Source organism: Streptomyces sp. CRN 30, assembly GCF_034105845.1.
In genome coordinates this window covers 20,006-32,147 of record NZ_JAVRHI010000076.1, presented here as the reverse complement: position 1 = coordinate 32,147, position 12,142 = coordinate 20,006, and the positions used below count along the sequence as shown (strand labels likewise).

Annotated in this window: 11 protein-coding genes; 5 read left to right on the top strand and 6 right to left on the bottom strand. The window is 70.9% G+C overall.

The features are described 5' to 3' along the window. Positions 1–995 (top strand): dihydrolipoamide acetyltransferase family protein (locus tag UW392_RS07415; RefSeq protein ID WP_320774070.1); only part of this gene is annotated, 995 nt, incomplete at its 5' end. A gap of 109 nt (positions 996–1,104) precedes the next feature. Here the strand turns inward: UW392_RS07415 and UW392_RS07410 are convergent. Then, the gene (locus UW392_RS07410) at positions 1,105–2,004 is read right to left on the bottom strand and encodes a D-alanyl-D-alanine carboxypeptidase (protein WP_320774069.1); all 900 of its coding nucleotides are present in this window, start codon (positions 2,002–2,004) and stop codon (positions 1,105–1,107) included. 229 nt (positions 2,005–2,233) lie between these two features. On the opposite strand from UW392_RS07410, the gene UW392_RS07405 reads away from it, so the two are divergent. Both UW392_RS07405 and UW392_RS07400 read left to right on the top strand, forming a co-directional pair. Next, complete coding sequence (locus UW392_RS07405; protein WP_320774068.1) at positions 2,234–2,884, top strand: GntR family transcriptional regulator; 651 nt, start codon at positions 2,234–2,236, stop codon at positions 2,882–2,884. Beyond that, positions 2,881–4,188, top strand: coding sequence for an MFS transporter (locus tag UW392_RS07400; protein WP_320774067.1), 1,308 nt, complete (start codon positions 2,881–2,883; stop codon positions 4,186–4,188). Before UW392_RS07405 ends, UW392_RS07400 begins: the two co-directional genes overlap by 4 nt. A 101-nt stretch (positions 4,189–4,289) precedes the next feature. Here UW392_RS07400 and UW392_RS07395 read toward each other — a convergent pair whose 3' ends face one another. Both UW392_RS07395 and UW392_RS07390 read right to left on the bottom strand, forming a co-directional pair. Further along, the gene (locus UW392_RS07395) at positions 4,290–5,114 is read right to left on the bottom strand and encodes a maleylpyruvate isomerase family mycothiol-dependent enzyme (protein WP_320774066.1); all 825 of its coding nucleotides are present in this window, start codon (positions 5,112–5,114) and stop codon (positions 4,290–4,292) included. Between the two features lie 219 nt (positions 5,115–5,333). Further along, positions 5,334–5,828 carry an LURP-one-related/scramblase family protein gene (locus UW392_RS07390; RefSeq protein ID WP_320774065.1) on the bottom strand — a complete coding sequence of 165 codons (495 nt, stop codon included), beginning with the start codon at positions 5,826–5,828 and terminating at the stop codon, positions 5,334–5,336. Between the two features lie 137 nt (positions 5,829–5,965). On the opposite strand from UW392_RS07390, the gene UW392_RS07385 reads away from it, so the two are divergent. Beyond that, positions 5,966–7,795 carry an NHL domain-containing thioredoxin family protein gene (locus tag UW392_RS07385; RefSeq protein ID WP_320774064.1) on the top strand — a complete coding sequence of 610 codons (1,830 nt, stop codon included), beginning with the start codon at positions 5,966–5,968 and terminating at the stop codon, positions 7,793–7,795. Between the two features lie 18 nt (positions 7,796–7,813). Here UW392_RS07385 and UW392_RS07380 read toward each other — a convergent pair whose 3' ends face one another. The 3 genes from UW392_RS07380 to UW392_RS07370 all read right to left on the bottom strand — a co-directional run bounded on the left by UW392_RS07380 (position 7,814) and on the right by UW392_RS07370 (position 11,407). Continuing rightward, entirely contained in the window at positions 7,814–8,059 is a 246-nt protein-coding gene (locus UW392_RS07380; protein ID WP_320774063.1) for a DUF6458 family protein, read from the bottom strand. A gap of 139 nt (positions 8,060–8,198) precedes the next feature. Next, complete coding sequence (locus UW392_RS07375; RefSeq protein ID WP_320774062.1) at positions 8,199–9,494, bottom strand: M18 family aminopeptidase; 1,296 nt, start codon at positions 9,492–9,494, stop codon at positions 8,199–8,201. An 86-nt stretch (positions 9,495–9,580) separates the two neighbouring features. Further along, entirely contained in the window at positions 9,581–11,407 is a 1,827-nt protein-coding gene (locus UW392_RS07370; RefSeq protein ID WP_320774061.1) for an acyl-CoA dehydrogenase, read from the bottom strand. Between the two features lie 159 nt (positions 11,408–11,566). Between UW392_RS07370 and UW392_RS07365 the strand changes: the two genes are divergently transcribed. Continuing rightward, positions 11,567–12,031, top strand: a complete 465-nt coding sequence (locus UW392_RS07365; RefSeq protein WP_320774060.1) for an SseB family protein — start codon at positions 11,567–11,569, stop codon at positions 12,029–12,031. Positions 12,032–12,142 lie beyond the last annotated feature (111 nt).

The window sequence follows — 12,142 nt, the reverse complement described above, 5'->3', positions numbered from 1 at the left end:
CGCACGCGTCCCCGCCCGCCGATCAGGCGGCCGTGTCCGGCGTGCAGGCCGAGCTGAACGGCCACGCGGCGGCCCCCGGCCAGGCGCCGGCCACCCGGGAGCGGCCCCTGGCCAAGCCCCCGGTGCGCAAGCTCGCCAAGGACCTCGGCGTCGACCTGGCGACGATCGTCCCGACCGGCCCGGACGGTGTGATCACCCGCGACGACGTGCACGCGGCGGTGGCCCCGGCACCGGCCCCCGAGCCGGTGGTGCCCGAGGCCCCGGCGCCCGCACCGGCCGCCGCGCACGACACCGGCCGGGAGACCCGTGTCCCGGTCAAGGGCGTGCGCAAGGCGACCGCTGCGGCGATGGTCGGCTCGGCGTTCACCGCGCCGCACGTCACGGAGTTCGTGACCGTCGACGTGACCCGCACGATGAAGCTGGTCGAGGAGCTGAAGCAGGACAAGGAGTTCGAGGGGCTGCGGGTCAACCCGCTGCTCCTGATCGCCAAGGCCCTGCTGGTCGCGATCCGCCGCCACCCGGACATCAACGCCTCCTGGGACGAGGCCGCTCAGGAGATCGTGGTCAAGCACTACGTCAACCTGGGCATCGCCGCCGCGACCCCCCGCGGCCTGCTCGTGCCGAACATCAAGGACGCCCACGCCAAGACCCTGCCGGACCTGGCCCGTTCACTGGGCGAGCTGGTCTCCACGGCGCGGGAGGGCAGGACCTCCCCGGCCGCGATGCAGGGTGGCACGGTGACCATCACCAACGTCGGCGTCTTCGGCGTCGACACCGGCACGCCGATCCTCAACCCCGGTGAGTCCGCGATCCTCGCGATCGGTGCGATCAAGCTCCAGCCGTGGGTGCACAAGGGGAAGGTGAAGCCCCGTCAGGTCACCACGCTGGCGCTGAGCTTCGACCACCGGCTGGTCGACGGCGAGCTGGGCTCGAAGGTCCTCGCCGACGTGGCGGCGGTCCTGGAGCGACCGAAGCGACTGATCACCTGGTCCTGACCGGTGTCCGGTCCTGACCGGCCCGTGACACGAGACGAAGGGGCCCGCCGCTTCCCGAGCGGCGGGCCCCTCCTCGTGCCGTACCGGAGTGCTGTCGTACGGGCGTGGATCAGACCTTGGTGAACCCGTAGTTCAGGATCTTCTTCGCGTCGGTGGCGCGCTGCGTCGTCGACGTCGAGGCGAGCACGGTGCCGATGACCGTCTTGCCCTTCTTGGTGGCGGCGAAGACCAGGCAGTACTTGGCCTCCGGGCCGGAGCCGGTCTTCACGCCGATGGCACCGCTGTAGCTGCCGAGCAGCGTGTTGGTGTTGTTCCAGGCCGCCATCGTGCGCGTGCCGCCGGACTTGGTCTTCGTCTTGGCGGTGTACTTCTTCGTCTTGACGACCGTGCGGAACGTGCTGCTCTTCATCGCGCTGCTCGCGAGCTTGGTCAGGTCGCGGGGCGTGGAGTAGTTCTTGCCGTTGCCGATGCCGTCGAACGAGTCGAAGTGGGTGTTCTTCAGACCCAGGCTCTTCGCGGAGGAGTTCATCTGCGAGATGAACGACTTCACCCGCGCCGAACGCGTCGAGCCCTTGCCGTACTTGTCGGCGAGCGCGTACGCGGCGTCGCAGCCGGACGGCAGCATCAGCCCGTAGAGCAGCTGGCGGACGGTGACCTTGTCGCCGACGATGAGCCGCGCGGACGAGGCGTTCTTGGAGACGATGTAGTCGCTGTACGCCTTCTGGATCGTGACCTTGGAGTCCAGGTTCAGGTTCTTCTGCCCGAGTACCACCTTCGCGGTCATGATCTTCGTGGTGGAGCCCGTGGAGAGCTTGGTGTCCGCCGCCTTGGTGTACAGCGACTTGCCGTTCGCGTTGTTCATCGCGTAGCCGCCCTTGGCGGCGATCGACGGCTTGGTGGCGGCCTGCGCGGGCACGGCCGAGACGGCGCCCGCCGCGAGCACGGCGCCGGTGGTGACGGCGGCGGCGACGGCTCTGCGGAGGCGGATGCCGGTGATGTCGGTAATCACGTGAAGTACCCCGATTATGTCGAATGCCCCGGTGGCACCGCCGAGTTGAGGGCCGACGGTCGTAGGGCTGCTTGTGTGCGACTCGTCAGGTGAACGGATGGTTGCCCTGTTACCCCGGGGAAGCTGCCTCATCCTACTGTCGGGTGATCAGGGGCATGCCCGTGCGGTGGCGCCGTCCGCATGGTGGACGAGGGTCCTCATGCGTCCCTGTTGTATCTATTCTGTCGGCATGACCATGGCCGTGAAGCAACCCCCCGCCGCCGACCGCGTCTACGCACATGTCAAGCAGGGTGTCCTCGACCGCCGTTACGAAGGCGGCACCCTGCTCACCGAAGGCGAACTGGCCGAGGCGGTGGGGGTCTCGCGCACCCCCGTGCGCGAGGCGCTGCTGCGCCTGGAGGCCGAGGGGCTGATCCGGCTCTACCCGAAGAAGGGCGCGCTCGTCCTGCCGGTCTCCGCGCAGGAGATCGCCGATGTCGTGGAGACCCGGCTGCTGGTCGAGGAGCACGCCGCCCGCAAGGCCGTACCCGCCTCGCCCGCGCTCCTCGAACGGCTGGCGGAACTGATCGACGAGCACAAGGAGCGGGCCGCGGCCGGGGACTTCGCCGCGGCGGCCGTCGCCGACCGCTGCTTCCACGCCGAGATCGTGCGCAGCGGCGGCAACGAGATCCTCTCCCGCCTCTACGACCAACTCCGCGACCGTCAGCTGCGGATGGGCGTCGCCGTGATGCACTCCCACCCCGACCGGATCGCCAAGACCCTCGTCGAACACCAGGAGATGCTCGACGCGCTGCGCGCCGGGGACGCGGAGGCGGCCGTCGGCGTCGTCGGCCGGCACGTCGGCTGGGTCTCCCACCTGGCCCGAGGGGAGGCACGATGAGCTCGGCGGGTACCACCGGCGCACTGCCCGGTGATCCTCCGGGGGGCCGGCGCGCGATGGCCGTCTGGGGCGTCGGCGTCGCCGTCTACTTCGTCGCCGTCATCTTCCGTACGTCGCTGGGGGTGGCCGGCCTCGACGCCGTGGACCGCTTCCACGTGGGCGCCTCGGCGCTGTCGACCTTCTCCATACTCCAGCTGCTGGTCTACGCCGGTATGCAGATACCCGTCGGCCTGATGGTCGACCGGCTCGGCACCAAGAAGGTCCTCGGCATCGGCGTGGTGCTGTTCACGGCGGGACAGCTCGGCTTCGCCTTCTCCCCCTCCTACGGCACGGCGCTCGCCGCGCGCGCCCTGCTGGGCTGCGGCGACGCGCTGACCTTCATCAGCGTGCTGCGGCTCGGCACCCGCTGGTTCCCGGCCCGGCGCGGCCCGCTCGTCGCCCAGCTCGCCGGACTCGCCGGCATGGCCGGCAACCTCGTCTCCACCCTCGTCATCGCCCGCCTGCTGCACGGCATCGGCTGGACCGCGGCGTTCGCCGGCAGCGCGCTGGCCGGCGTGCTCGTCTTCGTCCTGCTGCTGCTCTTCCTCAAGGACCACCCCGAGGGGCACGAGCCCGAGCCCGTGCCGCACCAGGGTGCCGCGTACGTCCGGCGGCAGATCGCCGCGTCCTGGCGGGAGCCCGGCACCCGGCTCGGGATGTGGGTGCACTTCACCACGCAGTTCCCGGCGATGGTCTTCCTGCTGCTGTGGGGCCTGCCGTTCCTGGTCGAGGCGCAGGGCCTGTCCCGCGCCACCGCCGGTGAGCTGCTGACCCTCGTCGTGCTCTCCAACATGGCCGTCGGCCTCGTCTACGGCCAGGTCGTCGCCCGGCACCACGGCGCGCGGCTCCCGCTGGCGCTCGTCACCGTCGGGTCGACGGCGGCACTGTGGGCGGCGACGCTCGTCTACCCGGCCGAGCACGCGCCGATGTGGCTGCTGACCGTGCTCTGCGTGGTCCTCGGCGCCTGCGGGCCGGCCTCGATGATCGGGTTCGACTTCTCGCGGCCGGCCAACCCGCCGGAGCGGCAGGGCACCGCGTCCGGCATCACCAACATGGGCGGTTTCGTCGCCTCGATGACGACGCTGCTGGCCGTCGGTGTCCTGCTGGACGCGACCGGGGACGACTACACCGTCGCGTTCTCCGCGGTGTTCGTCCTCCAGGCGCTGGGGATTTCGCAGATCCTGCGGCTGCGCAAGCGTGCGGCGCGGCGTGAACGGGAGCGGCTGGTGGCCAGTCGGGTGTCCTCGGTGCACGTGCCGGTGTGACGCCGACGGCGTCGGTGCGGGCCGTTCCGGGGGGCTGCCGCCCCCAGGCCCCCGCTTCGGCCCGAACAGCCTCGCCCTCGAACGCCGGACGGGCTGAACAGCTACTTCGTGACCGTGAAGTGGCGCAGTATCGCCTTCGCCAGCTCCGGGTCGCCCTCCGTCTTGACGCGGTCCGCGACCGTCTCCGTGGCGACACGGCCGCAGGCCAGGCGGACGTACGTCTCCCAGTCGAGGGTCAGGGTGGCGGCGGGCCCCAGCGCGGGGGCCGTCTCCAGGGTGCCGCGGCCCTGGATGTCGACCCGGATCGTGCGCAGGAACTCGACGGGACCGTGGACGTCGAAGACGACGGCCGAGCTGCGGGGAGCGTCCGCGTCCTCGGCGACGATGCGGGGCAGCTCGGCGAGCAGCACGTCGCGGGCGATGTGCGCGCCGGGGGAGTCCAGGTTGCCGGGGCGGCCGAGGGCGGCGCGCAGGTCCTGCTCGTGCGCCCACACGTCGAAGGCGTGCCGGCGCATCGACTCCTCCAGGGTCAGCTCGGCGCCGAGCGGGCCGCGGACCTTGGTGCCGGGGTCGCGCGATTCGTTGCGGAGCTGCCGGTTGCGCCGGATGATCATGTACTCCAGCTCGGAGGTCATCTCCGGCGCGGTGTGGTGACGGCGGACGTCGACCTGCATCTCGGTGTAGCGCTGGTGGTCGTTGGTGACGTGGAACAGGTCGCGCGGCAGGGTGTGGATGGGACGCGGGTCGCCGAGCATCTCCGAGTCGAGGCCGATGACATGGGAGACGATGTCGCGCACGGACCAGCCGGGGCAGGGCGTACGGCGGTTCCACTCTGCTTCCACAAGCGGCTGGACCAGCTCGGATATCGCCTCGATGGAGTGAGTCCAGGCGTCGGCGTAGGGCTGGAGGGTGGGATGCAGACTCACGGAACGGGACCCCTCGGCGGTCGGTACAGGGCGGATTGGCGGCGGACTGGCGGCGGTGCCAGCGGGAGGCGGCGGTCGTCGGCGGGCGTCTTGGGAGGCTAAGTTACGCTGCTGTGCGGTACCCCGGCAGTGCTTTCGTGTGACGATCGTAGGCCCGTGCTGACGGCGTGGATGCCAAGGCGGTGCCCGGAGGGACGTCCGCCCTGCCGCGAGGCCCGCTCAGTCCTCCTCCCGCTCCTTCTCCGCCAGGTGGATCACGCACACCGTGAGCGCGATGAGCAGGGCCGGATCGGCGTCGTCGTGGACGACGTCCAGGCCGTAGGTGTCCCGGAGGGTCAGCCAGCGCCGGGAGACGACCGCCAGCAGCTCGCCGTCGTACTCGATGGCGAACTCGCGGTCGAGGATCTTGCCGCTGACGTCGAGTTCGTTGCCGTCGGCCAGCTCCACGCGGTAGTGGTTGCGCAGCAGGGAGAGCCGCTTGCGGCGGATCGTCGCCAGCGGCTCGCCGGCGCGCTCGATCACCATCGTGTCGCGCAGCGCGAACATCTTCTGGTGGATGTCGATCAGGACCCGGCCGCGGGTGTCCTTCAGCTCCCAGGTGTCGCGCAGCCGCATCGCCTTGCCGTCGACGAGGAACACCTTCTCGCCGCGGTCGTCCTCGATCCAGTAGTCGTCGCCGAATCCCAGCAGCCGGTCGTACACGAGAAATCTCATGCAGGGATCGCTTCCCCCCTGCCACCGCCGAAACGCGGCCGGTAGGCCGACGGGCTGACTCCGGACCCGCGCCGCGCGCTCCCTCGGCCGACCAGGGCGGACGGCCGGTCACCGGGGACGGGTGGCACCCTTGGGGCATGAGCGATTCCAACCCGGCACCGGCTCCCCGCCGGGCGCGCGTCCGGGCCCCCGAGCTGGTCGGCAAGGGCGGCTGGCTGAACACCGGCGACCGGCAGTACACCCTCGCCGACCTGCGCGGACGCATCGTAGTTCTCGATTTTTGGACCTTCTGCTGCATCAACTGCCTGCACGTCCTCGACGAGCTGCGGGAGCTGGAGGAGAAGCACCGGGACACCGTCGTGATCATCGGGGTGCACTCGCCGAAGTTCGTGCACGAGGCCGAGCACGGGGCCGTGGCCGACGCCGTCGAGCGGTACGGGGTGGAGCACCCCGTGCTGGACGATCCCGAGCTGGCGACCTGGAAGCAGTACGCCGTGCGGGCCTGGCCGACGCTGGTCGTGATCGATCCCGAGGGGTACGTGGTCGCGCAGCACGCCGGCGAGGGGCACGCGCACGCCATCGAGCGGCTGGTGGCGGAGCTGGAGGCCGAGCACGCGGCGAAGGGGACGCTCAGGCGGGGCGAGGGGCCGTACGTGGCGCCGGAGCCGGAGCCGACGACCCTGCGCTTCCCGGGCAAGGCGCTGCTGCTGCCGTCGGGGAACTTCCTGGTCAGCGACACCACCCGGCATCAGCTGGTGGAGCTGGCGGCGGACGGCGAGAGCGTCGTGCGGCGGATCGGCACCGGGGTGCGCGGGTTCGCGGACGGGGCGGGCGGGGCGGCGTCGTTCAACGAGCCGCAGGGGCTGGCGCTGCTGGACGACGGGGCCGTGGTCGTCGCGGACACCGTGAATCACGCGTTGCGGCGGCTGGACCTCGGCAGCGGTGAGGTCACGACGCTCGCCGGGACCGGGCGGCAGTGGATGCGGGGGGAGCCGACCGCCGGAGCGGGCCGCGAGGTGAGTCTGTCCTCCCCGTGGGACGTCGCCCTGTGGCAGGGGCGGGTGTGGATCGCCATGGCCGGCGTCCACCAGCTGTGGGCGTTCGACCCCGTGTCCGGTGAGGTCGGTGTGACCGCCGGGACGACCAACGAGGGGCTCGTCGACGGGCCCGGCGGTGAGGCGTGGTTCGCGCAGCCGTCGGGGCTGGCGGCGGCCGGGGAGCGGCTGTGGGTCGCCGACTCGGAGACGTCCGCGCTGCGCTGGGTCGACCGGGAGGGCGTGGTGCACACGGCCGTCGGCACCGGGCTGTTCGACTTCGGGCACCGGGACGGGGCCGCCGGGCAGGCGCTGCTCCAGCACCCGCTGGGGGTGACCGCGCTGCCGGACGGCTCGGTCGCCGTCAGCGACACGTACAACCACGCGCTGCGGCGCTACGACCCCGCGAGCGGTGAGGTCAGTACGGTCGCCACCGATCTGCGGGAGCCGAGCGACGCGGTGCTCGTCGGCGACGACATCGTGGTCGTGGAGTCGGCGCGGCACCGGCTGACCCGGCTGCGGCTGCCGGAGGAGGCGGTACGGGTCGAGGCCGTCGCCCACCGCACGCGGCGGGCGGCGACCGACGTGGCGCCGGGCGCGCTCCGTCTCGACGTCGTCTTCCAGGCGCCCGCCGGCCAGAAGCTGGACACCAGGTACGGCCCGTCCACGCGGCTGCTGGTCTCGTCCACCCCGCCCGAACTGCTGCTGGGCGGTGCGGGCGCGGGGACGGATCTCTTCCGCGACCTGGAGCTGAACCCCGGGGTGCCGGAGGGGGTTCTGCACGTCTCCGCGACGGCGGCGTCGTGCGATGACGGTCCCGGCAACCAGTACCCCGCCTGCCACGTCCACCAGCAGGACTGGGGGGTGCCGGTCCGGCTGGCCGAGGGGGCCGCGGACCGGCTGCCCCTGGTCCTGGCCGGGATGGACGCCTGACGCCGGCGCGAGCGGCGGTCAGGCGCCGTAGCCGTTGTGGTAGCCGTCGTGCGTGTGGGGGCGTTCCTCGACCACCGGGGTGGTCGGCGGCACCACCACGCGCCGGCGGCGGGCGATGCTGCTGAACGTCGCGACGCCGATGATGCCGACGATCATGAAGATGACGCCGACCAGGGGCACGTTGACGCCCTGCATGTCGAAGTCGGTCGCGAACGTGAGGATGGCTCCCACGGCGATGAGGATGATGCACCCGCCGAGGCCCATGGCTGTTGCCTCCCTGTAGAGCCGGTCGGATCCGGTCCTTCCGGTCGATCCGGTTCGGTCCGGTTACCCCGGGAGGCAACACCCATGCGGTGCCGGGGCGTTGCGCCCCCGGGGCCGGTCGTGTCCCGGCCGTGCCGGGTCAGCTCCGCAGGAACGCCACCAGAGCGTTGGCCAGCAGGTGCGGGTCGTTGGCGCCGCACAGCTCCCGTGCGCTGTGCATCGACAGGATGGCCGTGCCGATGTCCACGGTGCGGATGCCGTGCCGGGCGGCGGTGATCGGGCCGATGGTGGTGCCGCACGGCATGGAGTTGTTGGAGACGAACGTCTGGAAGGGGACGCCGGCCTTCTCGCAGGCGGCGGCGAAGACCGCGCGTCCCGAACCGTCGGTGGCGTAGCGGTTGTTGACGTTGACCTTGAGGATCGGGCCGCCGTCGACGCGGGGGTGGTGCGTCGGGTCGTGCCGCTCGGCGTAGTTGGGGTGGACGGCGTGCCCGGTGTCGGAGGAGAGGCAGACGGTGTCGGCGAAGGCGCGGGCGCGGTCCTCGTAGGTGCCGCCGCGGGCGAGGACGGAGCGTTCCAGGACGGTGCCGAGGAGCGGGCCGTCGGCGCCGGTGTCCGACTGGGAGCCGGTCTCCTCGTGGTCGAAGGCGGCGAGGACGGGGATGTACGACAGTCCGGGCGCCGACGCGGCGGCGGCGAGCGCGGCCGTCCCGGCGTGCACGGAGAGCAGGTTGTCCATGCGGGGACCGGCGAGGAGTTCCTGGTCGCGGCCGAGGTAGGCGGGGGGTTCCACGGAGTGGGTCATCAGGTCCCAGCCGGTGACCTCGCCGGCGGTGAGGCCGGCCTCCTGCTCCAGGAAGGCGATGAGGTCGCCGTCGCGGACGGTGTCGCCGAGGCCCCAGACGGGCTGGAGGTGGCGCTGCTTGTCGAGCTTGAGGCCGTCCGCGGTGACGTTGCGGTCCAGGTGGATGGCGAGCTGCGGGACGCGCAGCAGGGGGCGGTCGACGTTGACCAGGCGGGTGGTGCCGTCGCGCAGGGTGAGCCGGCCGGCGAGGCCGAGGTCGCGGTCGAGCCAGGAGTTCATCAGGGGGCCGCCGTAGATCTCGACGGCGATCTGGCGCCAGCCGTGCGCCCCGGTGTCGGGCCGCGGCTTGACGCGCAGGTTGGGCGAGTCGGTGTGGGCGCCGACGATGCGGAAGGGGGTGTGCGGGTCGGCGCCCTCGGGGACGTACCAGGCGATGATCGCGCCGCCGCGCAGGACGTACTTGCCGCCGCTCGTCGCGTCCCAGGCGTCCGTCTCGGCGACCTGTCGGAATCCCGCCTTCTCCAGCCGCTGGGCGGCGTTGGCCACGGCGTGGTACGGCGTCGGGCTCGCCGCGAGGAAGGACATCAGGTCGTCGGTGTGGCCGCGGTCGAAGCGGGGAAGTTCGCTCATGGGTTCACCTTAACGACGGGCGAGGGCCCGCTTCCCGTCTGCCGGGAGCGGACCCTCGCGCTGCTGTGAGGGAACTGTAAAAGGGCTTAGAACGCGGCCTCGTCCAGCTCCATCAGGTCGAGCTCGACGCCTTGGGCGACCTTGCGGGCCATGGTGACGCCGGGCAGGACGTTCGCGGCGAAGAACTTCGCGGCGGCGATCTTGCCGGTGTAGAACGCCTTGTCGCGGGCGGTGGCGGTCGGCAGCTTCTCGGCGGCGACGGCGGCGCCCTTGAGCAGCAGGTAGCCGACGACGACGTCACCGGAGGCGAGGAGCAGGCGGGTGGTGTTGAGGCCCACCTTGTAGATGTTCTTGACGTCGCTCTCGGTGGCGGCGAGGTCGGTGAGCATCAGGCCGACGATGGCCTCCAGCTCGACGGCGGCCTTGGCGAGGTGCTCACGGGCACCGGCCAGCTCGTCGCCGCCGGTCGCGAGGGCGAGGAACTTCTTGATGTCCTCGGCGAGGGAGTTCAGCGCGGCGCCCTGGTTGCGGACGATCTTCCGGAAGAAGTAGTCCTGGCCCTGGATCGCGGTGGTGCCCTCGTAGAGGGTGTCGATCTTGGCGTCGCGGATGTACTGCTCGATCGGGTACTCCTGGAGGAACCCGGAGCCGCCGAAGGTCTGCAGGGACTGGGCGAGCTGCTCGTAGGCCTTCTCGGAGCCGTAGCCCTTGACGATGGGCAGGAGCAGGTCGTTGAGGGCGTGCTCGGTGGCGGCGTCCTCGCCGGTCGCCTCCTTGACCTGGATGGCGTCCTGCACGGAGGCGGTGTACATCACCAGGGCGCGCATGCCCTCGGCGTACGCCTTCTGCGTCATGAGCGAGCGGCGGACGTCGGGGTGGTGGGTGATGGTGACCTTGGGCGCGGTCTTGTCCATGAAGTCGGCCAGGTCCGGGCCCTGGACGCGCTCCTTGGCGTACTCCAGCGCGTTGAGGTAGCCCGTCGACAGCGTGGAGATCGCCTTCGTGCCGACCATCATGCGGGCGAACTCGATGATGCGGAACATCTGGCGGATGCCGTCGTGCCGGTCGCCGATGAGCCAGCCCTTGGCGGGGTGGCGGTCGCCGAAGGTCATCTCGCAGGTGTTGGAGACCTTCAGGCCCATCTTGTGCTCGACGTTGGTGGCGTAGGCGCCGTTGCGCGCGCCCAGCTCGCCGGTGGCGGGGTCGAACTCGTACTTCGGTACGAGGAAGAGGGAGAGGCCCTTGGTGCCGGGGCCCGCGCCCTCGGGGCGGGCGAGGACGTAGTGGAGGATGTTCTCCGACATGTCGTGCTCGCCGGAGGTGATGAAGCGCTTCACGCCCTCGATGTGCCAGGAGCCGTCCTCCTGCTGGACCGCCTTGGTGCGGCCGGCGCCGACGTCGGAGCCGGCGTCGGGCTCGGTGAGGACCATGGTGGAGCCCCACTGGCGGTCCACGGCGACCTTGGCGATCTGCTTCTGGACCTCGTTGCCCTCCTCGAAGAGGATGCCGGCGAACGCGGGGCCCGAGGAGTACATCCACACGGCCGGGTTGGCGCCGAGGATCAGCTCCGCGTACGCCCAGATCAGGGAGCGGGGCGAGGTGGTGCCGCCGATCTCCTCGGGCAGGCCGAGGCGCCAGTACTCGGAGTCCATGAAGGCCTGGTAGCTCTTCTTGAAGGACGCCGGGACGTTGGCGGTGTTCGTCTCGGGGTCGAAGACCGGCGGGTTGCGGTCGGCGTCCTCGAAGCTGGCGGCCAGCTCGTTCTCCGAGAGGCGGGCCAGCTCCTCCAGGATGCTCTTGGCCGTGTCGACGTCCATCTCCGCGAAGGGCCCGGTGCCGTAGAGCTTGTCCCGGCCGAGGACTTCGAAGAGGTTGAACTCGATGTCGCGGAGATTCGGCTTGTAGTGCCCCATGGCGAGCTCCGTTGCGAGACCGGCGAGGCACTTGATCCTCGCGCTTGCGATACGTACCGGCCGCGTACCGGCTGGTAGCTACGATGATGCTACCCGTCGGTAATAAGTCGCAACCCCGACCGCTCCATCTGTGACTCTTCACTCGCTACTCTTTGCGGCATGTACGGCTACGACCAGACCGCCGGTCCCCAGGCGCAGTACGCGCCGCCGCAGCAGCCGATGTCCGGCGGGTACGGGCAGCAGGCGCCCGCCTACCCCGAGCCGTCGCCGCCCTCGCTCGCGGACGCGGTGCGGGCCTTCACCACCGGGCAGCTGGCCGCCGAGGACTTCCAGCAGGTCTTCGCGACGTCGAAGGTCTACTGCCCGCGCGGCGACAACCCCGGGTTCCTCGCCCTGCACAACACGCAGCAGCCGGTGATCCCGATGTTCACCACGCTCAAGGAGCTGCGCCGGTACGCGGGCAAGGAGTCCAAGTACTTCGTGATCACCGGGGCCGAGGTGCTCGACCTGCTGCCGACCGGGTACGGCTTCGTCCTCGACATGGAGGGCGAGCACCGGATGGTCTTCGACGCCAAGGCTGTCGAACAGATGGTCGATTTTGCGATGCGCCGGATGTACGGCTGAATCCAGGACCGCCCGAGTCGAGCCCGGAGGGAATGTCCTCCGGGCTTTCGCGGTTCTGGGGTAGCAAGAAGTTCAACGCTCAACTAAAGTGGGACACACGCCGCCCAAGGA